Origin of the sequence: Curtobacterium sp. ME12 (genome assembly GCF_903970855.1) — a bacterium.
GTDB lineage: Bacteria > Actinomycetota > Actinomycetes > Actinomycetales > Microbacteriaceae > Curtobacterium > Curtobacterium poinsettiae_A.
In genome coordinates, this window is sequence record NZ_CAJCKD010000008.1 from 38066 (window position 1) to 61383 (window position 23318).

Below are 23318 nucleotides of genomic sequence, written 5' to 3' on the forward strand. Positions count from 1 at the left end.
CGAACGACCGGCGCATCGTCGACCACTGCCCACGCATCCACCCCACCCCCGGTTGCGCCGTGTGTCCACGTCCCTGGCCCACGTCAGGGGTGCGGATTATGGTGTGCGACATGGCCCCCGTCCTGACCTCGCCACTCGTGTCGACGCAGTGGCTCGCAGACCACCTCGGTGCTGACGAGCTCGTCGTGCTCGACGCGTCGGTGCACACGGTCGGGGCCGGGTTCGACACCACCTGGCGCCCCGGGCGGGACGCCCACGAGCAGCGCGGCCACGTGCCCGGCGCCCGCTTCGCCGACCTGATCGACGACTTCTCCGCCGCAGACGCCGACGTCCCGTTCACCCGCCCCGGCGCCGAGCGCTTCGAGGTCGCCGCAGCACGGCTCGGCGTGACGAACACCTCGACCGTCGTGGTCTACGACGACAGCGTCGGCGAGTGGTCGGCACGCCTGTGGTGGATCTTCCGTTCGTTCGGCTTCGACTCGGTCGCGGTGCTCGACGGCGGCTTCACGAAGTGGCGCGACGAGGGCCGCCCGGTCCGCGTGGGCGCACTCCGCACCCCCGCGGCGCCGTCCGACCCCGATGCCGGTGCGTTCCTGGCCGGCGAAGAACGTGCGCTCTGGGCCGACCACGACCGCGTCACCCGAGCGGTCTCCGGCGAGGAGCCGGCGTCCCTGGTGTTCGCCGCGCCCTGGGCCGCCCTCGGCGACGACCACCCGCCGATCGTGCCGGGCAGCACCCCGATCACGGCGGACACCCTGGTGGACCCCGAGACGAACGCGTACCTGCGCGGTGCCGAACTCGAGCGGGCCTTCGCCGCGGTGATCGGTGCCGACGAGATCGTCACGTACTGCGGGGTGGGCAGCGCCGCGTGTGTCGACGCCCTCGCCCTGACGGTGCTCGGGCACGACCGGGTGAAGGTCTACGACGGCTCGCTGGCCGACTGGTGGCGGCACGAGCAGCTCGCCTCCTGACGGAACCGAAAGCGGAACGAGGACCCCGTCTGGCCGACGGACGCGGACCGAGGCCCGGCAGCCGAGGACCGACGGCAGCGGAACGACGGCCCCGCCGCACTACCGTTGCACCATGAGCACCAGACGCGCGGTCATCCTCGGCGGCACCGGCGGCATCGGCTCGGCCGTCGCCCGCGCACTCCTCGACGCCTCGGGCCGCGGCGGCGACGACTGGCAGGTCGACCTCGTCGCCCGACGCGGTGGCCCGGTCGCCGACAGCCTGACGGCTTCCGGGGCCACGTTCGTCCCCGGCGACCGACGCGACCGTCCCGTCCTGCGTGACCTGCTCCGCCCCGGGGCCGACCTGCTCGTCGACACCGTCGGTGTGACGCGCGACGACGCCCAGCAGCTCCTGCCGTTCCTCGACGACGTCGGCTCGACGGTCTTCGTCTCGTCCAAGGCCGTCTACGCCGACGAGCAGGGTCGGCACGCGAACTCGCTCGACAAGCCGGTGTTCGGCGGCGCGGTCACCGAGATCCAGCCCACCGTGAGCGCCGGGGACGGCGACCCGACGAGTCGTGACGGGTACGGCGCCGCGAAGGTGGCGGCTGAACAGGTCCTGCTGGACCACGGTGCTCCGGTCACGGTGCTCCGTCCGTCGAAGGTGTACGGCGTCGGCATCGGCCGCCCGCGGGAGTGGTTCGTCGTCCGCCGTGTGCTCGACGGCCGGGAGCGCATCCTGCTCGCCGACCACGGCCGCGGCGTCGACCACACGACGGCGGCGAGCGGCATCGGTTCGCTCGTCCGACTCGTGGCGGACGCGCCGGACCGCCGGATCCTCAACGTCGCGGACGCGTCTGCCCCGACCGTGCTCGAGATCGTCCGCACGATCGCCGGACACCTGGACCACCGGTTCGACGAGGTCCTGCTCGACGAGGACGCGCCCGCCTTCGTGGGCGGCACGCCCTGGTCGTCGCCGTCGCCGTTCGTCCTCGACACCACCGCAGCACGTGGCCTGGGTTGGGAACCGCCGGCGTTCGCGACCGCCGTCGCCCCGGAGCTGGCATGGCTCGTCGAGACCGCCCACGCGACGCCCGCCGACGGCGACGTCCCGTGGGCCGACGACCCGTTCTGGGACCACATGTTCGACTACGGCCCCGAGGACGCCGCCCTCGCACTCCTCTCCCTGAACCTGGGCTGACACGGTGCCCCGGTCCGAGGTCCTGTTCATCGGTGGACGCTCCGGTGTGGGCAAGTCCACGGCGGCCGAGGCACTGCACGACCTGCTCGTCGCGGCGAACGTCCGGCACGCGGTGATCGAGGGCGACGTGCTCGACCTCGCCCACCCGGCCCCGCACGTCGACCACCCCGAGGCCCACCTGGCCGAGCAGAACCTCGCCACGATCTGGGCCGGCTACCGGGCGATCGGTCACCACCGACTCGTGTACACCAACACCGTGTCCGTGCTCGAACACGAGCGACTCGCGGCGGCGATGGGCGACGACCCGCTGGTCAGCGTCGTCCTGCTCCGCGCGTCCGACGACACGACCGCCGACCGGCTCGCACGACGAGCGGGTGGTGCGGTCCCGCAGGCGCAGCTCGCGCACAGCACGCGGACGGCCGGGAGGCTCGACGCGGCCACCGCGGACACGGTCACCCGGGTGGGCACCGACGGCCGGAGCCCCGCCCAGGTGGCCGCACGGCTCGCGGCGGTCACGGGGTGGCTCGAGCGCTGATCTCTCCGCACGGCCTGTGCAGAGTGGCCAACCCGTCCACAGATGTCCCCGGGCGGTGGTCCGCTCAGTGGTGGGCGGGCACGCTGGAGCCATGAACGACAACCGCCTCGGCACCTCGGTCAGCCCGTACCTGCGTCTGCACGCCGACAACCCGGTCGACTGGCGCGAGTGGGGTCCCGAAGCCTTCGCCGAAGCGCGCGAGCGCGGGGTCCCGGTGCTGGTGTCCGTCGGGTACGCCACGTGCCACTGGTGCCACGTCATGGCGCGCGAGAGCTTCGCCGACCCGGAGATCGGCGAGCTGCTCCGGCGGGACTTCGTGTCGGTGAAGGTCGACCGCGAAGAACGGCCGGACGTCGACGCGAGCCTGATGGCTTCGGCGAGTGCGTTCACGCAGCAGCTCGGCTGGCCGCTGACGACGTTCCTGACGCCGGACGGGCACGTCTTCTTCGCGGGGACGTACTTCCCGCCCACTCCCGTCGGGCAGGTCCCGGCGTTCCGGCAGATCCTGGCCGCGGTGCTCGATGCCTGGACCGAGCGTCGGCACGAGGTCGACGCGAACGCCTCGGCCATCGCGACGGCGATCCGGCAGGGTGCCGTGGCGGACGCGACCGCCCGCTCGGGCGAGGGCGGTGCCGGCGCCGACCCGGGCCTCCCGTCCGTCGACGCCATCCGGGCCGTCACGGACCAGCTGTCCCAGGCCGAGGACACCACCTACGGCGGATTCGGCGGCGCGCCGAAGTTCCCGAGCACGCCGTTGCTCGAGTTCCTCGCCGACGCGGCGGCCGACGGGGACGCCGAGGCCGACGGGCTGCTCGAGCGGTCGTTGCACGCGATCCGCGCGTCCGAGCTGACCGACGCCGACGGCGGCGTCTTCCGGTACGCCACCAAGCGCGACTGGAGCGTGCCGCACTACGAACGGATGCTCTACGACAACGCGGGGCTGCTCGCGGTCGCGGGGGCCGAGCAGGCGCGCGGCATCGCCGACTTCCTCCGGGACACGCTGCGGCGCGCCGACGGGGCGTTCGTCGCCGCGCAGGACAGCGAGTCGACCATCGACGGCCGTCGGGTCGAGGGCGATTGGTACCGCCGGCCGGTCGCCGAGCGCGCCCAGCTCGACCCACCACCGCTGGACGACCAGGTGCTCACGGGCTGGAACGGCCTGGCGATCCGGGGGCTCGCGATCGCCGGCGCACGGCACGGCGATCCGGAACTCGTCGCGCTCGCGCGGGGCGCGGCCGACGCGGTCCTCGCCGCCCACGTGCCGGACGGCCACGTGGCGGTGCGGTCCAGCACACCGCGCGGGGTGTCCTCCGCCCCGGCCACCGTCGAGGACGTCGGACTGCTCGCCGAAGGGCTGCTCGAACTGGCCCTGGTGACGGGCGAGGTCTCCTACGCGACCGTCGCACGCTCGCTCGTCGACGACGGCCTGGCCGGGCGCTTCGACGTCGACCCGGTGCTGGCCGCTGCAGGGACCGCCACGGGCGAACAACCGCAGACCGCGATGCGGTCCGGCACCGTGGCGCTGGCATCGGCCGCCGCGACGCTCGGGGCGCTGACGGGCGACGAGGCACTGCGGAGCGCCGCGGCACGACTCGTCGCCGACCGCGCCCGCACCGGGACCGAGCGACCCCTCGGTCACGCGGATGCCCTCGGAGTCGCCCTGGCCCTGCAACGGCCGTCGCGTGAGATCGTCGTCGTCACGAGCGGCACCGACGACCCGATGCGAGCCGTGGCACACCGTGCTCGGCGCCCCGGCACGGTCGTCGCCACCACGACGCCGGAGCAGGCGCGCGGCTGGGCCGAGGCGGGCTTCTCGGTGTTCGAGGGACGCGACGTGCTCGAGCCTGCCGCGTACGTCTGCCACGACCGGGTGTGCGAACTGCCGACCCGGTCGGCGGACGCCCTGGCCCAGCAGATCGCCTGACGCACCAGCCGCCCGGCGCGCCTGTATCCTGGAATGCTCATGTCTTCTCCGCTGCCCGTCATCACGTACCCGCCCGAACTGCCGGTCTCGCAGCGGCGGGACGACATCGCGGCCGCCATCCGTGACAACCAGGTGGTCATCGTCGCCGGGGCCACGGGCTCCGGCAAGACGACGCAGCTGCCGAAGATCTGCCTCGAGCTCGGTCGTGAGCACATCGGGCACACCCAGCCCCGCCGGATCGCGGCGCGGACCATCGCCGAACGCGTGGCGGAAGAACTGGGCGGCGGGGAGCTCGGCGGGCTCGTCGGCTACCAGGTCCGGTTCACCGACAAGGTCAGCTCCGAGACCCGCGTGAAGCTGATGACCGACGGCATCCTGCTGAACGAGATCCACTTCGACCGCGACCTCAAGCGGTACGACACGATCATCATCGACGAGGCGCACGAGCGCTCCCTGACGATCGACTTCCTGCTGGGCTACCTGAAGCGACTGCTCCCCCGCCGCCCCGACCTGAAGCTCATCATCACGAGTGCGACGATCGACCCGGAGTCGTTCTCGAAGCACTTCGACGACGCCCCCATCATCGAGGTGTCCGGCCGCACCTACCCGGTCGAGATCCGGTACCGCCCCCTCGTCGCCGAAGACCAGGACGACGACGCCGACGACGAGTCGGACTCCCGCACCGGTGACAGCGGCAACGCAGCCGACGACCGCGACACCCTGCAGGGCATCACCGACGCCCTCGACGAGCTGGCGCAGGAGGACCCGGGCGACGTGCTCGTGTTCCTGTCCGGCGAGAACGAGATCCGCGACGCGCAGGACGCGATCGAGGGCAAGCGCTACCCCGGCACCGAGGTCCTGCCGCTGTACGGCCGCCTGTCCGCCGCCGACCAGCACCGGGTCTTCGAACGCCGGCACACCCCGGGCATCCGCCGTCGTGTCGTCCTCGCCACGAACGTCGCCGAGACCTCGCTGACCGTGCCCGGCATCAAGTACGTGATCGACACGGGGACGGCACGCATCTCGCGGTACTCCCCGCGGGCCAAGGTGCAGCGCCTGCCGATCGAGGCGATCTCGCAGGCCAGCGCCAGTCAGCGCTCCGGTCGAGCGGGCCGTACGAGTGCCGGCATCGCGATCCGGCTCTACTCCGAGGACGACTTCGGCCGACGTCCCGAGTACACCGACCCCGAGATCCTCCGCACGAACCTCGCCGCGGTGATCCTGCAGATGATCTCGCTCGGCTTCGGGGACATCGAGTCGTTCCCGTTCCTGCAGCCGCCGGACAGCCGCGGCGTGAAGGACGGCCTCGACCTGCTCCGCGAACTCCGTGCCGTCGACAAGGACGGCCGCATCACGAAGTCCGGGCGACAGCTGACCCGACTGCCGATCGACCCCCGGCTCGGTCGCATGGTGCTCGAGGCGGGGCGGCAGGGTGTCGGACGTGAGGTCATCGCGATCGTCAGCGCCCTGAGCATCCAGGACCCCCGCGAGCGCCCCCTCGAGAAGCGCGCGCACGCCGACCAGTTGCACGCCCGGTTCGCCGACCCGACGAGCGACTTCCTGACCCTGCTGAACCTCTGGAACCACATCGAGGACCAGCAGGAGGAACTGTCGTCGAGCGCGTTCCGCCGGCTGTGCAAGGCCGAGTTCCTGAACTACCTGCGCATCCGCGAGTGGCAGGACCTGTACCGGCAGCTCTCCCGTGCGGCGAAGCAGGTCGACGTCCGAGTCGGGCAGTCCCGTTCCGACGACGGTGACGCCGTGCACCGTGCACTGCTCGCCGGACTCCTCAGCCAGATCGGCCTGCGGGACCGCGAGAAGCGCGACTACCTGGGCTCGCGGAACACCCGGTTCGTGGTGTTCCCGGGCAGCGTGCTCGCGAAGAAGCAGCCCGACGCCGTGATGGCCGCCGAGCTCGTCGAGACGAGCCGGCTGTTCGCCCGGACCGTCGGCCGGATCGACCCCGCCTGGGTGGAGCCACTCGCCGGTGACCTGCTCAAGCGCACCTACGGCGAGCCGCACTGGGAGAAGAAGCAGGGCGCGGTCGTCGCCTACGAGCGGGTGACCCTGTTCGGGGTCCCGATCGTGCAGCGCCGACGCGTGCAGTACTCGCGGATCGACCCGGAACACTCCCGTGAACTCTTCATCCGGCACGCCCTGGTCGAGGGCGAGTGGGAGTCGCAGCAGGCCTTCGACCGTGCCAACCGGAAGCTCCGCAAGGAACTCGAGCAGCTCGAGGAACGCACCCGCCGCCGGGACATCCTGCTCGACGACGAGAACGTCTACGAGTTCTACGACGCCCGCATCCCAGCCGACGTCGCCACGACTCGCGACTTCGAGGGGTGGTGGCGCACCACTCGCCGCGAGCAGCCGGACCTGCTCACGATGCGCCGGTCGGACCTGCTGGACGAATCAGCGGCCGAGGCCGCCGAGGACGACGTCGAGTACCCGACCCAGTGGCGGAGCGGCGACCAGCGTCTCGCCATCCAGTACCGCTTCGAACCCGGCGCACAGGACGACGGGGTCAGCGTGCAGGTCCCCCTCGCGCTCCTGCCGCGGATGCGTGAAGAGGGCTTCGACTGGCAGGTGCGCGGCCTCCGCAAGGAACTCGTCACCGCGCTCATCAAGTCGCTGCCGAAGCAGATCCGCAAGAACGTCGTGCCCGCTGCCGACTGGGCCGAGAAGATCGTCGCCGAGCTGCCCGACGACGCCCCGACCGAGCCGACGGAGTCGTTCCGCGCCACCCTCGCCAAGGCGATCCAGCGCATGACCTACGTGCCGGTCTCCGAGTCCGACTTCGACCTGTCCCGCGTCCCCGCACACCTGCTGCCGACGTGGGCCGTGGTCGACGAGCGTGGTCGCCGGGTCGAGACCGGCAAGGACCTGTCGGCCCTGCAGACCAAGCTCAAGGACCGGACCCAGCAGAGCGTCGCCTCCGCCACGGCGAAGGGCGCGGGACGGACCGGAGGCGCGGCTCGCGTCGCATCCGCCGGTACCGGTCGTCCGCTGGAGCAGTCCGGACTCACCGCCTGGCCCGACCAGGACCTGCCGCAGACCCTCGACACCAAGCAGGCCGGCGGCGTCATCCGCGCGTACCCGTCCCTGGTCGAGGAAGGCACCGGCCCGAAGGCGACCGTGGGCGTGCAGCTGCTCGCCACCCCGTCCGACCGCGTCGTCCGGATGCCCGCCGGGGTCCGCCGTCTGGTGATGCACGCGGTGCCGTCGCCCGTGTCGTACATCCAGTCGCACCTGACCGCGCAGGAGAAGCTCGCGCTCGCCGCCAGCCCCTACCCGTCGACCGCCGCGCTGTTCGACGACGTACTGGCCGCCGTGGTCGACGCCGGCATCCGTCGTGCCCACCCGGACGGCCTCGTCTTCACGAAGGCCGAGTTCGAGTCGGTCCGCGATGCCGTTTCGGCCTCGGTCGTCGACACGATGTTCACCGCGGTGTCCGAGGTCGCGGCCGTCCTGGCAGCACAGCGCTCCGCCGAACGAGCACTCAAGCAGGCGAACTCGATGTCGCTGCTCGCCGCCCTCAGCGACATGTGGCAGCAGATGGAGCGCCTGGTGTTCCCGGGGTTCGTCGCCGTCGCGGGGCTCGACCGACTGCGCCGCATCCGCGTGTACCTGCAGGGCATCGAGGCGCGCGTGCAGAAGCTGCTGCAGAACCCCGGACGCGACGCCACCTGGATGCGCGAGGTCACCGTGGCGACCGACCGCTACACCGATGCCGGTGGCACCTTCCCGCCCGCGGTCGGTGCGCACCCCGAGCTCGTGCACGCGCGGTGGATGCTCGAGGAGTTCCGGCTGAGCCTGTTCGCGCAGGAACTCGGGACCGCCGAGACCGTCTCGTTGCAGCGGATCACGAAGGCTCTGACCGCCGCGCGCTGACGGGTCTACCGTGTCGGCCATGATCGGCACACTCGACGTCGTCGTCCTGGACTGCCCGGACACCCGCACCCTCGCCCGCTTCTACGCCGAACTGCTCGGTGGGGAGATCGTCGGCTTCGACGAGGACTGGGCGGAACTCGCCCTCCCGTTCACCGACCACCGTCCGATCCTGGCGTTCCAGCAGGTCGACGACTACCGGGCGCCGGACTGGCCGGGGCAGACGGTCCCGCAGCAGAGCCACCTCGACGTGAAGGTCGACGACCTCGACGACGGCGAGGCAGCGGTGCTCGCGATCGGTGCGACGGCGACGGGGTCGGGCACGGAGACGTTCCGCGTCTACCTCGACCCCGCAGGGCACCCGTTCTGCCTCATCCGGCCGTCGGACTGACCGGTTCGGTCGCCAGACCCTCGACCACGGTCACGTTCGGCAGCGCGGTGAGTGCGGCGCCGGGCAGGAACAGCTTGGCGGCGCGACGACCGGCACCGATGACGACCTCGGGGGCGTCGAGGACGCGCGCGTCGATGTAGAGCGGCCACGAGGACGGCAGCCCGATCGGGGTGATGCCGCCGTACTCCATGCCGGTCAGCTCGACCGCTTCGTCCATCGGGGCGAAGCTCGCCTTGCGGACGTCGAGCAGCTGCTTCACGACGCGGTTCACGTCGAGCTTGGTCGACGCCAGGACGACGCAGGCGGCGTAGCGGACCTCGTCACCGCGCTTCCCCGCGACGACGATGCAGTTCGCACCGCCGGCCAGCGGGTAGCCGTACGCCTCCGAGAACGCGGCGGTGTCGGCCAGGTCGGCGTCGATCGGGGCTCCCTCGATCTTCGCGACGACCTCGGCCGGCAACGCGACGAGGGCTTCGGCGACGGGGATGGCGAGGAATCCGGTGGCGACCAGGGCGGGAACACGTTCGAGCGTCGGCATGGCTCCACCGTAGGGAAGCGATCCCGCACGAGGGTGGAGCCATGACCGAACTCCGGGCGATCGACGTCGACCAGTGGCCCCGCCGGGAGCACTTCGAGCACTACCGGCACCGCGTGCCGTGCGCATACGAGGTGACCGTCGAACTCGACGTCACGGCCTTCGTCGAGCGCGTCCGAGCGACCGGCCGTCGGACCTACACGTCACAGCTCTGGGCGATCGCGACCGTGGTGAACCGGCACGACGAGTTCCGGATGCAGCTGCTCGACGACGGTTCCCCCGCCGTGTGGGACCGTGTCCACCCGATGTTCACCGTGTTCCACCCGGACACCGAGACGTTCTCTGCCCTCGTCGTGCCGTACGACGACGACTTCGGCGCCTTCCACGACGCTGCGGTGTCGACGATCGAGCGGTACCGCGACGACACCCGGATGTTCCCGCAGGACGACCGGCCCAGCAACGTCTTCGACGTCTCGACCCTGCCGGGAGCGTCGTTCACCGGGTTCTCGCTCCAGGTGCGCGACGGCTGGGACCACCTGCTGCCGATCATCACGCTCGGCGGGTACCGGACCGCTGCTGACCGGACGCTGCTGCCGCTGGCGCTGCACATCGACCACGCGGCTGCCGACGGGTTCCACACGACCCGGCTGCTGCGCGAGCTCGAGGAGCTGTTCGCCGACCCTGGCTGGCTCGGTCGACCTTGCCCGTCGTCCCACCGCATCTCCTACGCTGACCCCATGACGTCGCAGTCGGAGTCCTCGGCCCGCAAACGCATCGGCCTCGTCGGCGCGGGCGGTATCTCCGTCGCCCACCTGCCCGGGCTGCTCCGCCTGGGTGACGTGGTGGTGCACGCTCGCGAGGGCGCCCACGAACTCGTCGCCGCCTTCACCGACACCGCCCGGGCCGAGGGCAGCACGATCACCGTCGCCGACAGTCTCGACGACCTCCTCGCCGGGGTCGACGTCGTCGACGTGGTGGTCCCGACGCACGCGCACGCCGAGGTCGTCCGTGCGGCGATCGCGGCCAGCAAGGACGTCGTCTCCGAGAAACCCCTGGCCCGGACCGACGCGGACGCGGCGGACCTGGCGGCGCGCGCTGCGGACGCGGGCGTGCAGCTCTACCCGGCCCAGGTGGTGCGCTGGTTCCCTGCGTACGCGCGCCTGCACGAGGCCGCGACCACGGGCCTCCTGGGCGACCTGGCGGTGTTGCGGTTCTCGCGGTCCGGCGCTTTCCCCACCCACGTCCCCTGGTTCGGCGACCGCGCGCTGTCGGGTGGGATCGTGATGGACCAGATGATCCACGACCTCGACATCGCGCGCTGGGTGGCGGGCGAGGTGACCCGGGTGTCGGCGGTGAGCGTCCGCGCGGGTTCCGAGGCCGAGCCGGTCGAAGCGGCGCACGTCCTGCTCACGCACGAGTCCGGCGCGATCAGCCACGTCGCCGGGTTGTGGGGGCCGCAGCACCTCGCCTTCACGACCGAGTACTCGGTGACGGGGACGCTCGGCAGCCTGTCGCACTCGTCCCGGGCAGAAGAGGACACCCGCAGCGACCTCGCGGCACCGGCCTCCGTGGACGGTTTCCTGCCGACGGTCGACCCGGCGGACGACCCGTACGCGCTGGAGCTCGCCGACTTCCTCGCCGCGTTCGACGGTGGTGCACCGCCCCGGGTGACCGTGGACGACGGCGTCGCTGCGGTGCGGATCGCGAACGCGGCGATCGCCTCGATCGAGTCCGGCCAGCCGGTGGAGGTGTCGCGGTGACGCTCCGGGTCGGGGTGCTCTCCTTCGCCCACACGCACGCCATCAGCTATCTCGGTGCCCTTGCGGCGATGCCCGACGTCGAGGTGCGCGGGACGGACCCGGACGGGCTGTCGACGGGCGCGGTGTCGACGGGGACGGAGCTCGGCGACCTGCGCGGAGCCGAACTGGCACGCGCGCTCGGCGCCGGGTACGCGGACTCCGTCGACGAGCTGCTCGACTGGGGGCCGGACGCGGTGATCGTCACGAGCGAGAACGCGCGGCACCGCGAGTACGTCGAGCTCGCGGCGGCAGCCGGGGCGCACGTGCTCTGCGAGAAGCCGCTCGCGACGTCGTGGCAGGACGGCCTCGCCATCCGCGATGCGGTGGACCGCGCCGGGGTGCTGCTGATGATGGCCTTCCCGGTTCGCTTCGCCTCGGCCTTCGACCGGCTGCGTGCGACGCGGGACTCGGGCGCACTCGGCACGGTGTTCTCGGTGCGGGGCGCGAACAACGGCATGCTCCCGCTCGCCCGCGACTGGTTCACCGACGTCCGACTGAGCGGCGGCGGCGCCCTCGTCGACCACGTCGTGCACGTCGCCGACCTGATCGACGGACTGACCGGAGCGGCACCGGTGTCCGTCACCGCCGTCGCGAACCGGGTGCTGCACGCCGACCGCGCGAACGCCGAGACCGCGGGCTTGGTGACCATCACGTACGACGACGGCACGATCGCGGCGATCGACTGCTCGTGGAGCCGCCCGGACACGTCGCCGGTGTGGGGTGGGCTGACGCTCGACGTCGCCGGGACCGGTGGCACGGTGTCGGTGGACTTCTTCGGCGCGGCTGCTCGCGGGATCGACGCGGTCGGGGGCCGGCCGATCGAACTCCGGTACGGACCCGACCACGACCTGCCGATGCTCCGGACGTTCCTGGCGGCGGTGCGGTCCGGGGAGCAGCCGCAGCCGGAAGTCGGGGTCGGGCTGCGGACGCTGTCGATCGTGCTGGCGGCGCAGGAGTCGGTGCGGACGGGCAGGACGGTGCCGGTGCAGGTCGCGGACTGAGCACCGCCGGCGCGCTACGCTCGTCCCGATGCGCGCAACCGTGCGGGACGTGGCCGCCCTCGCCGGGGTGTCCCCGAAGACCGTCTCCAACGTCGTCAACGGCGGCGTGGTCGTGCGCCCGGAGACCCGCGAACGCGTCGAGCGCGCAGTCGCCGAGCTCGACTACGTGCCGAACCTGTCCGCCCGCGGGCTCCGGAACGGCCGCTCCGGAGCGATCGCGCTGACGCTGCCGGAGATGGGCAGCGCGTACTCCGCCGAACTCGCCCAGTCCTTCGTGGAACTCGCCCGCGAACGCGGCTGGGTCGTGCAGCTCGAGCAGACCGGCAACGACCCGGCCCGCGAACGCGAACTGGTCTCCCGTGCCCGCGCGCACCTGGTGGACGGGCTGATCCTCAACCCGGTGTCGCTCAGCGCGAGCGTCCTGGCCTCGACCGAGGGGCTGCCGCCGACCGTCGTCATCGGCGAGGTCGAGCCCGAGCACGTCGACCAGGTGCACGTCGACAGCCGCGCGGCGGCCGAGCAGGTCACCGAACACCTCATCGCCCACGGGCACCGGCGCATCGCGGTCGTCGGGGCGTCACCCGAGGGCGCAGCGACGGCGACGAGCGAGCTCCGCGAACGCGGCTACACCGCCGCGCTCACCGCCGCCGGCATCACGCCCGACCCGTCGCTCCGAGTCCCGCTGCCGGCGTGGACCACGAGTTCCGCGGCGACGACCTTCGCGGCCTGGCTGGACGAGCGCCCCCTGCCCGACGCCGTCTTCGCCTTCACCGACTCGATCGCGTTCGGGGTGCTGCACGTCCTGGCCGCCCGCGGCGTCCGCGTGCCCGAGCAGGTCAGCGTCATCGGGTTCGACGACGTCGACGCGGCCGCGTACGCGATCCCGTCGCTCAGCACGGTGTCGTTCGACCGTCGGGCCTTCGCGACGGCGGCACTCGACCTGCTGACCCGGCGGATCGCGGACCGCGGTGCCGCGCCGGAGACCGTCGTCGTTCCGCACCGGATCGTCGAGCGGGCGAGCGTCGGCGACCGCCCGCGCTGACGTCGACGCCGTTCCGCGCTGACCGACACCGCACGCGGTCGCACGCCCGTGGGGTGTCGCTCAGTGCGAACGACCGCCGGAGCGGGAGCCGCTGCCGGACTGCCGCCGCCGTCTGACCGTCAGGCGTACGCTCCGCCGCATGACCAGCGAAGACGCCTCGATGCCGACACTCGCCGCGACCGTCCTGCAGTCCCCCGAGCCGGTCGCCCTCGGCCGGTTCTACGGTGCCCTGACCGGGTGGACCGTCCACGAGGACGGGCCCACCTGGGTGCGCGTGCGCCCCGACGAGGGTCCAGGCCTGTCCGTGCAGTACGAACCGGCCTACGTCGCCCCGGTCTGGCCCGGCACCGAGGATGCCCCGGGCATGCAGCTGCACCTCGACTTCCAGGTCGAGGACCTGCCTGCTGCGGTCGCGCGCGCCGAGCAGCTCGGTGCCCGGCAGGCCGCGTTCCAGCCACAGGACGACGTCCGGGTACTGCTCGACCCGGACGGCCACCCGTTCTGCCTGTTCCTGCCCGGGGCGTGACGCGTTGCCCCTGCTGCCGCCGCTGCCGCGCAGTCGCGCTGACCGACACCTCGGGCGGTCGCGCGCCCGTGGGGTGTCACTCAGCGCGAACGACCGCCGGAGCGGGAGCCGCCGCCCTCACCCGGGTCCGCCGCCGCCAGCACCGCCGACCGCGTCCGCGCATCTCCGAGGATCCGGAAGTGCCCACCCACCGGCAGCCGCACGTTCGTTGCCCCCTGGAGCGCACTGCCCTCGGGGATGAGCGTGTCGAACACCCCGTACACCGACGTGATCCGCGCGTTCGCGTCGAGTTCCCGCGCGAGCCCCGCCAGCACCGGGTCGGCCGCCCGGAACGCCCGCAGGTGCGGCACCGGCGCGAGCCGCGCGTAGACCGAGCCCGCGAAGGGCGTCGACACCGCGACCATCCGGTCGATCCGCTCGTGCTGGTCGAGCTGCGTCATCGCGTACTTGCCGATCAGTCCGCCCTTGCTGTGTGCGAGCACGAGCACGTTCCGCAGGTCCTGGTCCTCCAGGTACGCGATCACCTCGCGCGCCGAGTCGGGCACGGGCCGCAGGTTGTGGCGCAGGACGGGCAGCACGTGCACCGGGTGTCCCCGATCGTGGAGCGCGTCCATCAGCGGCCGCATGAAGTGCCAGGTCTCGTAGACGCCGGGGACCACGACGACGGGCTGCCCGGTGCCGTTCCGGTAGTCGTCCGCGGTGGTCGGGCCGAGGCTCCGGACCTGCCACCTCGCCGCGTACCCCCAGTCGAGTGCGGCCCACCACGCACGTCGCACCAGCGGGACACGGCCTGGAGGCCCGGATCGCCCCGTCCGCGCCGCATCCGTCCCCGACGTGGCTGGCCGGGTCATCGCAGCCCCTCCAGGCGCTCGGCGCCGCGGAACGACTCGAGCAGGCGCGCGAAGGCGTCCGGCTGCCGTTCCTGCACGTGGTGCGGGCCGGCCAGTTCCGCGAAGGTGCCGTCCGGCGCGGCGGCCGCGACCCGAACCGACCAGTCGTGCCGCGCGATCGGGTCCTGGCTGCCGCGGACGACGAGGACGGGCTGCGTCACCTCGGTGATCGTCTGCTCGGTCGGGTAGCGGAGCATCGGCCGGAGCTCACGCGTGTACTGCCGCATGCTCCGCAGGTAGTCGGTGACCAGGACGCCGTTCATCCGGAGCCCCTCGACGAAGCCGTCGCGGCCCAGGTCGAGCGCCTGCAGCGGGAGCGATCGCCGTTCCGCGTTGATCACCGGACCGACGAGCACGATCGCCGCGACGGTCTCCCGGTGGCGCCGGGCGGACTCGACCACGACCTGGGCCCCCATCGACTGCCCGACGAGCACCAGGTCGCCGTCGACCAGGTGGCGGACCGCCCGCACGACCACGTCGCCGAGCTCCTCGATGGGCAGCTGCCGACCGGCCGCGGGCAGCCAGCCGAACCCCGGCAGGTCGACGCTGATCGTGCGGTGCTCGGCGGCGACGGCGCGCTGCGACCGGGCGAAGGACCGGTGGGACATCCCGATGCCGTGGACGAACACGACGGTGGGATCGGTGTCGTCGCGGACCGGTTCTCGCGCTGCCATGGTGTGCAGGCGCACGGGCAACCCGTCGATCCGGACGGTCTCCACAGCAGCGCGCACGAGCCGAGGCTACGCGGCGGTTCGCAGCACCGGGTCAGCCTCGTCATCGGCCGCACACAGCCGGGCCGTGTGCACTCCTGGCATGAGCGACACCACTCCCACCAACGGCCACGAACCGGACGGCTCCGACCGGGCGAACCGGGCAGCGGCTCCGACCGGCTGGGGCACCGCCCCGACCCCGACGTCGACCTCCACGCTCGACGCCCCCGCGCCGCAACAGCAGCAGCAGCAGCAGCAGCCGTACCGCGCGGACGCCGACGCCAGGAACCCGGGCGCCTGGGACTCCACCGCCCCGAACGGCGCCACCCCCTGGTACGGCGCCGGCGACGCGACCACCCGCCGCAGCACGGGCCCGAAGCCCCCGTGGTTCTGGCCGCTCCTCGCCGCGATCGTCGGGCTCGCCGCGCTGCTCGTCGGCGGCGGCGTCGGGTTCGCCATCGGCCACGCGATCGGTGCGGACCGGACGCAGTCGACCACGCAGGTGCCCGACACGAACCGGTTCCCGGGCAACGGCACCGGGCAGGCCCCCGGGTACGGCTCCGGCAGCAACGACGGGAGCACCAGCGACGGCACGAGCGACGGCAGCAGCAGCGACGGCACCGGCAGCTGACCGACGGGTACGATCCGTCCCATGCGGAAGACCACTGCCGGTCTGTTCACGTCGGTCGACGGCGTCGTGCAGGACCCCTACGAGTTCCAGTACGACAGCTTCGACGACGAGCTCGGTGCGGCGATGGGCGCCTGGATGGCCCGGACCGACACCGTGCTGCTCGGCCGGAACAGCTACCTGGAGTGGTCCGAGTGGTGGCCCGCCCACGCCGACGACCCCTTCGGGCAGTGGATCAACCCGATCGAGAAGCACGTGGCCTCCACCACGCTCCGCGACGACCTGACCTGGCAGAACAGCACGCGGATCCCGGGCGACGTCCCCGCGTTCGTCCGCGGACTGCAACAGCGCGATGGGGCGGACATCGCCGTGTGCGGCAGTGTCACGCTCGTCCGCAGCCTGCTGTTCGCCGGGGTCCTCGACGAACTGCAGCTCATGATCCACCCGGCGATCGCCGGCCGTGGCCGACGACTGTTCGAACCGACCGACCCGCCCACGCGGCTGCGTCTGGTCGACAGCACCGTGACGAGCAAGGGGAACGTGCTGAACACCTACGGGCGGCTCGACGCCTGACGGACGCACCACGGGCCTCCCGGCCCCACCCGTCATGCGCCCCGGCGAACCGCGCGTACCCTCGTGGGTGACCATCCGCACCCGAGGAACACCGGAGCAAGCATGACCCAGGACACCCGCCCGCACGTCGTCATCGTCGGCGGTGGATTCGCCGGTGTGGCCGCCATGCGGGAGCTCGCCGATGCGCCGGTCCGGGTGACCCTGGTCGACCGCCACGTCTACAACATGTTCCAGCCCCTGATGTACCAGGTTGCGACGGGTGGCTTGAACGCCGGCGACGTGACGTACTTCCTGCGCTCGCTCCGTGCCCGCCAGTCGAACGCCGAGTTCCGTCACGGCCTGCTGACCGGCATCCGCACCGACGAGCGCATCGCCGAGATGTCCGACGGCGAGCACCTGCACTACGACTACCTGATCCTCGCCAACGGTGTGAACACGAGCTACTTCGGCACGCCCGGTGCGTACGAGTACGCGTACTCGATGTACTCCCGCTCGCAGGCGCTCCGCATCCGCGACGAGCTGTTCACCCGGCTCGAAGAAGCGGCGGCGAACCAGGGCCCCGACGAGATCCGGATCGTGATCGTCGGTGGCGGTGCGACCGGCGTCGAGATGGCCGGCGCGCTCGCCGAGCTCCGCGACCAGGCCCTCGTCGGCGCGTACCCGGAGATCGAACGCGGCAACATCTCGATCACCCTCGTGCACCGCAGCGGCGAGCTGCTCAAGCCGTTCGCCCCGCGTCTGCGCCGCTACGCCGCCAAGGTGCTGCGCAAGCGCGGTGTCGTGCTGCGGCTGGACACGGGCGTCTCCGAGGTCAAGCGCGACGGTGTGATGACCGCTGACGGCGAGTTCATCCCCGCGTCGCAGGTGATCTGGGCGACCGGTGTCGCCGCCCACAAGGAGGTCTCCGGCTGGGGCCTGCCGCAGACCCACGGTGGCCGCATCCAGGTGAACGACGACCTGAGCGTGAAGAGCGCCGAGCGGATCTTCTCCGCCGGCGACATCGCCGCGCAGGACGACGCCCTCGCCCAGCTCGCCCAGCCCGCGCTGCAGGGCGGCCGGCACTCGGCGCGGCAGATCGTGCGCCTGCTCGAGGGCAAGGCCACCGAGCGCTTCAAGTACTTCGACAAGGGCACCATGGCGACGATCGGCACGAACGCCGCGGTCGCCCAGCTGCGCGGCGGGATCACCATGGTCGGCCCGGTCGCCTGGCTCGCCTGGGTGTTCGTGCACATCACGAGCCTGCTCGGCGCCGGCAACCGGATGTCGACCCTGACCCACTTCTTCGTCCGCTACGTGTGGTTCATGCGGAAGCGCTCGATCCCGATCGTCGGCGACGTTCGCCCCGTGCGCCCGAACGGCGACCGCGAGCCGGACCCCTGGCAGCTGCAGAAGGCCGAGTAGCCGCAGAGGTCGCTCGCACGCTCGCTTCGTGAGGTGTCGTGCTGCGTCGGCGCTGTCGTTCGGCGTCGGCGCTGTCGTTCGTCGCCGGCGCTGACGAGCCTGGTGCACCCCGCTCGTTGAGACTCCTCTTACCCGCGAGGAGGACCCTGGTCGGCGACACGCAACCGAGCAGCGCGGGGAGGGACCATGGCGACGACCACGCTGACCCACGCGCCGACGCAGGCGCAGCCACAGCACCGCACGGCCGCCCCGGAGCACTCCGGGGCGAGGACGCAGCAGGCGCCCCCGCCCCCGCTGACACACCGCGCACCCGCGCTCGACGGACTCCGGACCCTCGCCATCCTGGTCGTCGTCCTGTACCACCTGCACGTGCCGCAGTTCGAGGGCGGCTTCATCGGCGTGACGGTGTTCTTCGTGCTGTCCGGCTTCCTCATCACGACGCTGCTGCTCGGCGAACGGCGTCGCACCGGGCAGGTGCGCCTCGGCTCGTTCTGGGTGAAGCGGCTGCTCCGCCTGTACCCGGCACTGCTCGCGTTCGTCGTCGTCGGGCTCCTGCTCTGGAACTGGGTCGGTGACTACAAGGGCGCTTCGCTGCAGTCGGGCGAAGCGGCGTTCATCGCGCTGACCTACACGGGCAACCTGTTCCGCGCCTTCTGGGACACCTCGCAGGGCGTCTTCGCGCACACGTGGAGCCTGTCGATGGAGGAGCAGTTCTACCTGGTCTGGCCGCCGGTGCTGGTCCTGCTCGCCGCACTCCGGGTCCGCCGCCGCTGGCTCCTGACGGGGCTCGGGGTCCTGGTCGTCGGGGCGTCGGCGGCGTCGTGGGCGAGCTACCGCAGCCCGAGCGGCGGTGCCACGCCCGACGTCTACTTCTCGCCCGTGCTCGGGGTCGTGCCGCTGGCGATCGGCTGTGCACTGGCTCTGCTGCTCGACGACGAACGGGTGCGCGTGCGGGCCGCCGGGATCCTCGGGCACGTGGCGACCTGGCTCGGTCTCGTGCTGCTGGTCGGAGTGCTGCTCTGGATCGACGACGACTGGACGCGGCACGCGTCGACGTTCGGCATCGTGCTGCCGCTGACCGGGCTGATCGCAGCGGTGACGATCGGTGGGCTCGTCTCGGTCCGCTCCCCGGTGTCGGCCGCCCTGGCCTGGACGCCGGTGTCGTGGTTCGGCCGCCGGGTCTCGTACTCGGCGTACCTCTGGCACCCGCTGGTGATCGCCCTGCTCGGCACCTTCGCGATCGGCCCGTGGGGCACGGTCGGCCTGGTCGGCGCGGTGGTGATCGTGTCGATCGGTGCCGCGTACGCCGTCGAGGTCCCCGTCGAGCGGTTCCGCGCACGGGTCCGAGCGGGTCGCCGGGCAGCAGCCCCGCGCAGCACCTCGAGTGAGCAGAAGACGTCGAGTACGGCCCGCTGACCCGACGTCTTCTGCTCGCTGAACGCCGCGGTGAACGGTCACCGTAGGCTCGCCGACGTGCCCATCGAACGCGTCGACGTCCTCGTCGTCGGCGGCGGCCCCGTCGGGCTGTTCCTGGCGGCACTCCTCGCGGCGCGGGGCGTCGACGTCCGCGTGTGGGAACGCCGGGCCGAGCCGCCGACCGGTTCGCGGGCCATCGGCATCCACCCGCCGTCCCTCGACGCGTTCGCCGCGATCGGCGTGGACACCGCGGTGCTCGCCGAGGCGTCACTGGTGCGAGCCGGCGTGGCCCGGAGCCGCGGTCGGACCATCGGCACCCTGCGCTTCGACCGGGCATCGCCGACCCATCCGTACGTGGCCACCCTCGACCAGCACCGTACCGAGTCCCTGCTCCGGGCCAGCGCATCGAGCGCCCTGCGGACCGGGACCACCCTGACCGCGCTGTCCCGGCAGGCCGACCACGTCGACGCCGTCGGGACCGGACCGGACGGCGGCACCGTGACGCTCCGCGCAGCCTTCGTCGTCGGTGCCGATGGTGCGCGGAGCGCCGTCCGCGACCTGCTCGGCATCGGGACGACCGGGCGCGAGTACCCGGACCGCTACGTGATGGGTGACTTCGCCGACCCCGAGGCGCCGTCGGCACGGTCCGCCGCGCTGGTCGACGTCGGCCCGGACGGCGTCGTCGAGTCCTTCCCGCTGCCGGGCGCACGGCGCCGGTACGTCGCCCTGGTGCCGGACGACGACGCGTTCGCTTCGGCCGAGGGCAGCTGGACGAGCACGCCCGACGCCGCGGTCGTCGCACGCCTGGCCGCGCTCGTCGCCGAACGGACCGGGGTCGTCCCCGACCCCGCGAGCTGCTCGATGACCAGCGGCTTCCGGGTGCGCCGCCGCACTGCCGAGCGCGTCGGCGTCGGCCGGGTCGTGCTCGTCGGGGATGCCGCCCACGAGATCAGTCCGATCGGCGGGCAGGGCATGAACCTCGGGTGGCTCGACGCTGCCGAGCTGGCGCCCCTGCTGGCGGGCGCGGTCCGCACCGGCGTCGCCGGTCCGTGGCCGGGCTACGCCGCCCGCCGCCAGGCAGCCGCCCGCCGCGCGGCACGGCAGGCCGAGGTGAACATGGCACTGGGCCGTCCGCTCGGCCCCGTCACGGCGACCGGCCGGGAGGCGCTGCTCCGGACCGCCCTGTCGCTGCCGACCGCGCACGGCCTGGCTCGGCTCTACGCGATGCGCTGGGCCTGACGGCCCGCGTTCTGCGCAGTCGCGGCGCGCGTTCTGCGCAGTCGCGGCGCGCGGTCGGGGCGATCGCGCGATCGCGCGGTCGCGCCGTGTGTTCCGCGTCGTCAGGCGACGAGTCGCGCGCCTGCGAAGCCGAGCTCGACGACGAGCACGAGGGACGACGCGATGACCAGCCGGAACAGGGTGCGTGATGCGCGTCCCGCGAGCACCAACCGGACGCCGACGACGGCGAGCACCGCCACCACGACGGCTCCGAGGACCGCGAGCACGATCCCGGGCCCCTGCACGGGGTCGTCGCCGAGCACCTGTCCGCCGAGCACCAGGGCGGCCGCGACGACGAGCGAGGCGAACGCGACGATCCCCGCGCCGCGGAGCCCGAGGCGGTGCGGGAAGCCCCGTACTCCGGTGGCGTCGTCGTCGACCAGGTCGGGCAGCACGTTGGTGCAGTGGATCGCGATGCCGAAGACGGCCCCCGTGGCGATCGCCCACCACGCCGGCCACTGCCCCTCCGGCCCGGCCGCGACGGACACGACGGGCAGCAGCCCGAAGGCGACGACGAACGGCGCCACCGACCACACCGAACGCTTCAGCCCGGCGTCGTAGGCCCACCCGGCGGCGACCAGCACGAGGTGCGCGACCGCGGCGACCGGCCCCAGGAACAGCGAGAGCACCACGGCGATCCCGGCGGTGGCGTACGCCGCGGCGCGGACGGTGCCGACGGCGATGAGGCCGCGGGCCACGGGCTTGTCGCTCCGCCCGACGGCTCGGTCGCGGTCCGCGTCGATCCAGTCGTTCGCCAGGCCGATGGACAGCTGCCCGGCGACAACCGTCAGCGCCACCAGCACCACGAGCCACACGGGGTGCCCCACGGCGGCGGCGATCACCGCGGCGAGGACGGTCACGGTGACCGTGGGCCCCGGGTGCGACGACGCGAAGAGCAGTCGTGCGGTCGACGGGGTGCGGCTGGCGGTCACCCGGTCAGCGTACGGATCGCTCCTGCGCGGTCGTGCCGCCGGTCACGGGACCGCGGGCACCTGGACGCCGAAGCGGTCGACGAGCTCGCGCTTGAGCACCTTGCCGCTCGGGCCGAGCGGCAGCGCGTCGAGGACGTGCACCACCCGGGGGTACTTGTACGCGGCGATCTCGGCGGCGACGAAGTCGACCAGGACCTGCGGCTCGACGGACGCGCCGGAGCGCAGGACCACCGCTGCCTCGATCTCCTGCCCGTGGACCGCGTGCGGCACGCCGAACACCGCGGCCATCGCGACGTCGGGGTGGGTGGCGAGGACCTCCTCGACCTGCCGCGGGTACACGTTGTAGCCGTTGCGGATGATCATGTCCTTGGTGCGGTCGACGATCGTCAGGTACCCGTCGTCGTCCTTCGTGCCCAGGTCACCGGTGCGGAACCACCCGTCGACGATGGCCTCGGCGGTGTCCTCGGGCCGGTCGAGGTACCCGTTCATCAGGTTGTGGCCCCGGATCACGAGCTCGCCGATCTCGCCGCGCGGCAGCATGACGATCGCGTCGCGGACCTCGGGGTCGGCGATCTCGACGTCGATGCCCCAGACCGCCGTGCCGATGGTGCCGGGCCGCGGCGGTCGCCCGACGTGGTTGAAGGTGGCGACCGGCGAGGTCTCGGTCAGCCCGTACCCCTCGTGGATCGGCGCGTCGAAGACCTGCTGGAACCGCTCGAGCACCGCGAGCGGCAGCGAGGCCCCGCCGGAGATCGCGTACCGGAGCGTCGGACGGGCCTCGGAGCGGGTCGCGGCGTCGAGCAGCGCCATGTACATCGTCGGGACGCCCATGAAGATGCCGCAGCCGTGCTCGACCATCGCGGCGAGCGCCGTGTCACCGTCGAACTTCGGCAGCATGACGAGCGTCGCGCCGGTCCGGAACCCGGTGTTCATCGTGCAGGTCTGCCCGAACGTGTGGAACAGCGGCAGGGCGCCGAGCAGGACGTCCCCGCGGTGCATGTCGAACGTGGTCATCAGGTTGGTGTTGACCTGTTCGAGCAGCGCGAAGTGCGAGCCCTCGGCACCCTTGGGCTGGCCGGTGGTGCCGCTCGTGTACAGGATCGTGGCGGTGTCGAACGGGTGCCGCGGCACGTAGGTGTCGAGCGGTTCGCTCTGCGCGGCCAGGGCCTCGAGCCGGTCGGGGCCGGCCGCGGACCCGTCGTCCGTCGTCGCCGGTGCGAGCACGGTCACGACGTCGACCCCGGCGAGCTCGGCACCGGCGGCGCCTTCGCCGAGCAGCGGGGCGGCACAGACGAGCAGGGTCGCGCCGCTGTCGCGCAGGACGTACTCGATCTCGCGGCGCTTCAGCAGCGCGTGCACGGGCACGGCCACCGCGCCGAGGGCCAGGGTGGCGTAGTAGACGCGGGGGAAGTCCGCGACGTTCGGCACGAGCATCGCCACCTTCGACCCCTCGGTCACGCCCCGTGCCCGGAGTGCCCCTGCGTAGGCCAGGGTCTGCGCCCACAGCTCGGCGTAGGTGGTGCGGACGTCGCCCACGATGACGGCGACGTCGTCCGGGTACCGTGCCGCGGACTCGGCGAGGATCGCCGCGACCGACGCGGTCGCGCGGGTGGTGTGGGTGTCGTGCATGCCGGTCTCCGTCTTCCTCGACGACCTCGTCGTCGTCACCGCCGATCCTACGGCTGGACCCGCCGGACT

Annotated in this window: 20 protein-coding genes; 15 read left to right on the forward strand and 5 right to left on the reverse strand. The window is 72.5% G+C overall.

From position 1 onward, the window contains the following. Nucleotides 1-110: 110 nt before the first annotated feature. The 6 genes from H7A73_RS06045 (at nt 111) to H7A73_RS06070 (ending at nt 8889) form a co-directional block, all read left to right on the forward strand. The gene (locus H7A73_RS06045) at nt 111-971 is read left to right on the forward strand and encodes a sulfurtransferase (protein ID WP_182065118.1); all 861 of its coding nucleotides are present in this window, start codon (nt 111-113) and stop codon (nt 969-971) included. A 112-nt stretch (nt 972-1083) separates the two neighbouring features. Beyond that, on the forward strand, nt 1084-2151 hold the full coding sequence (locus H7A73_RS06050; RefSeq protein ID WP_182065119.1) for an NAD-dependent epimerase/dehydratase family protein: 1068 nt from the start codon (nt 1084-1086) through the stop codon (nt 2149-2151). A 4-nt stretch (nt 2152-2155) separates the two neighbouring features. Beyond that, nucleotides 2156-2686, forward strand: coding sequence for an AAA family ATPase (locus H7A73_RS06055; RefSeq protein WP_182065120.1), 531 nt, complete (start codon nt 2156-2158; stop codon nt 2684-2686). Nucleotides 2687-2777: 91 nt separating this feature from the next. Next, nucleotides 2778-4610: a thioredoxin domain-containing protein gene (locus H7A73_RS06060; protein ID WP_182065121.1), complete on the forward strand. Its 1833-nt coding sequence runs from the start codon at nt 2778-2780 to the stop codon at nt 4608-4610. Nucleotides 4611-4649: 39 nt separating this feature from the next. Further along, nucleotides 4650-8501 (forward strand): ATP-dependent RNA helicase HrpA, encoded by a 3852-nt coding sequence (gene hrpA / locus H7A73_RS06065; RefSeq protein WP_182065122.1) that lies wholly within the window; start codon nt 4650-4652, stop codon nt 8499-8501. A 19-nt stretch (nt 8502-8520) separates the two neighbouring features. Further along, complete coding sequence (locus H7A73_RS06070; RefSeq protein WP_182065123.1) at nt 8521-8889, forward strand: VOC family protein; 369 nt, start codon at nt 8521-8523, stop codon at nt 8887-8889. Here the strand turns inward: H7A73_RS06070 and H7A73_RS06075 are convergent. Next, nucleotides 8870-9427 (reverse strand): YbaK/EbsC family protein, encoded by a 558-nt coding sequence (locus H7A73_RS06075; protein ID WP_182065124.1) that lies wholly within the window; start codon nt 9425-9427, stop codon nt 8870-8872. The two genes, H7A73_RS06070 and H7A73_RS06075, sit on opposite strands and share 20 nt — an antisense overlap. 41 nt (nt 9428-9468) lie before the next feature. Between H7A73_RS06075 and H7A73_RS18045 the strand changes: the two genes are divergently transcribed. The 4 genes from H7A73_RS18045 (at nt 9469) to H7A73_RS06100 (ending at nt 13792) form a co-directional block, all read left to right on the forward strand. After that, on the forward strand, nt 9469-11184 hold the full coding sequence (locus H7A73_RS18045) for a CatA-like O-acetyltransferase (protein WP_259362739.1): 1716 nt from the start codon (nt 9469-9471) through the stop codon (nt 11182-11184). Further along, nucleotides 11181-12224 (forward strand): Gfo/Idh/MocA family protein, encoded by a 1044-nt coding sequence (locus tag H7A73_RS06090; RefSeq protein ID WP_182065125.1) that lies wholly within the window; start codon nt 11181-11183, stop codon nt 12222-12224. The genes H7A73_RS18045 and H7A73_RS06090 overlap by 4 nt, the downstream gene beginning before the upstream one ends. Before the next feature lie 28 nt (nt 12225-12252). Further along, nucleotides 12253-13266, forward strand: a complete 1014-nt coding sequence (locus H7A73_RS06095; RefSeq protein ID WP_182065126.1) for a LacI family DNA-binding transcriptional regulator — start codon at nt 12253-12255, stop codon at nt 13264-13266. A gap of 139 nt (nt 13267-13405) precedes the next feature. After that, nucleotides 13406-13792, forward strand: a complete 387-nt coding sequence (locus tag H7A73_RS06100; RefSeq protein WP_247737634.1) for a VOC family protein — start codon at nt 13406-13408, stop codon at nt 13790-13792. Between the two features lie 80 nt (nt 13793-13872). Here H7A73_RS06100 and H7A73_RS06105 read toward each other — a convergent pair whose 3' ends face one another. Further along, on the reverse strand, nt 13873-14568 hold the full coding sequence (locus tag H7A73_RS06105; RefSeq protein WP_182065127.1) for an esterase/lipase family protein: 696 nt from the start codon (nt 14566-14568) through the stop codon (nt 13873-13875). Between the two features lie 71 nt (nt 14569-14639). Further along, nucleotides 14640-15413, reverse strand: a complete 774-nt coding sequence (locus H7A73_RS06110) for an alpha/beta fold hydrolase (protein WP_182065128.1) — start codon at nt 15411-15413, stop codon at nt 14640-14642. A gap of 82 nt (nt 15414-15495) precedes the next feature. On the opposite strand from H7A73_RS06110, the gene H7A73_RS06115 reads away from it, so the two are divergent. The 5 genes from H7A73_RS06115 to H7A73_RS06135 all read left to right on the forward strand — a co-directional run bounded on the left by H7A73_RS06115 (nt 15496) and on the right by H7A73_RS06135 (nt 20649). Next, the gene (locus tag H7A73_RS06115; RefSeq protein WP_182065129.1) at nt 15496-16023 is read left to right on the forward strand and encodes a hypothetical protein; all 528 of its coding nucleotides are present in this window, start codon (nt 15496-15498) and stop codon (nt 16021-16023) included. A 21-nt stretch (nt 16024-16044) separates the two neighbouring features. Continuing rightward, complete coding sequence (locus H7A73_RS06120; protein ID WP_182065130.1) at nt 16045-16593, forward strand: dihydrofolate reductase family protein; 549 nt, start codon at nt 16045-16047, stop codon at nt 16591-16593. A 102-nt stretch (nt 16594-16695) separates the two neighbouring features. Then, the gene (locus H7A73_RS06125) at nt 16696-17994 is read left to right on the forward strand and encodes an NAD(P)/FAD-dependent oxidoreductase (RefSeq protein WP_182065131.1); all 1299 of its coding nucleotides are present in this window, start codon (nt 16696-16698) and stop codon (nt 17992-17994) included. Nucleotides 17995-18180: 186 nt separating this feature from the next. After that, nucleotides 18181-19410 (forward strand): acyltransferase family protein, encoded by a 1230-nt coding sequence (locus H7A73_RS06130; protein WP_182065132.1) that lies wholly within the window; start codon nt 18181-18183, stop codon nt 19408-19410. Between the two features lie 57 nt (nt 19411-19467). After that, nucleotides 19468-20649, forward strand: a complete 1182-nt coding sequence (locus H7A73_RS06135; RefSeq protein ID WP_259362740.1) for an FAD-dependent oxidoreductase — start codon at nt 19468-19470, stop codon at nt 20647-20649. Between the two features lie 101 nt (nt 20650-20750). Here the strand turns inward: H7A73_RS06135 and H7A73_RS06140 are convergent, their stop codons facing one another. Both H7A73_RS06140 and H7A73_RS06145 read right to left on the reverse strand, forming a co-directional pair. Beyond that, nucleotides 20751-21620, reverse strand: a complete 870-nt coding sequence (locus tag H7A73_RS06140) for a UbiA family prenyltransferase (protein WP_182065133.1) — start codon at nt 21618-21620, stop codon at nt 20751-20753. A gap of 42 nt (nt 21621-21662) precedes the next feature. After that, nucleotides 21663-23249 (reverse strand): long-chain-fatty-acid--CoA ligase, encoded by a 1587-nt coding sequence (locus tag H7A73_RS06145; RefSeq protein WP_182065177.1) that lies wholly within the window; start codon nt 23247-23249, stop codon nt 21663-21665. Nucleotides 23250-23318 lie beyond the last annotated feature (69 nt).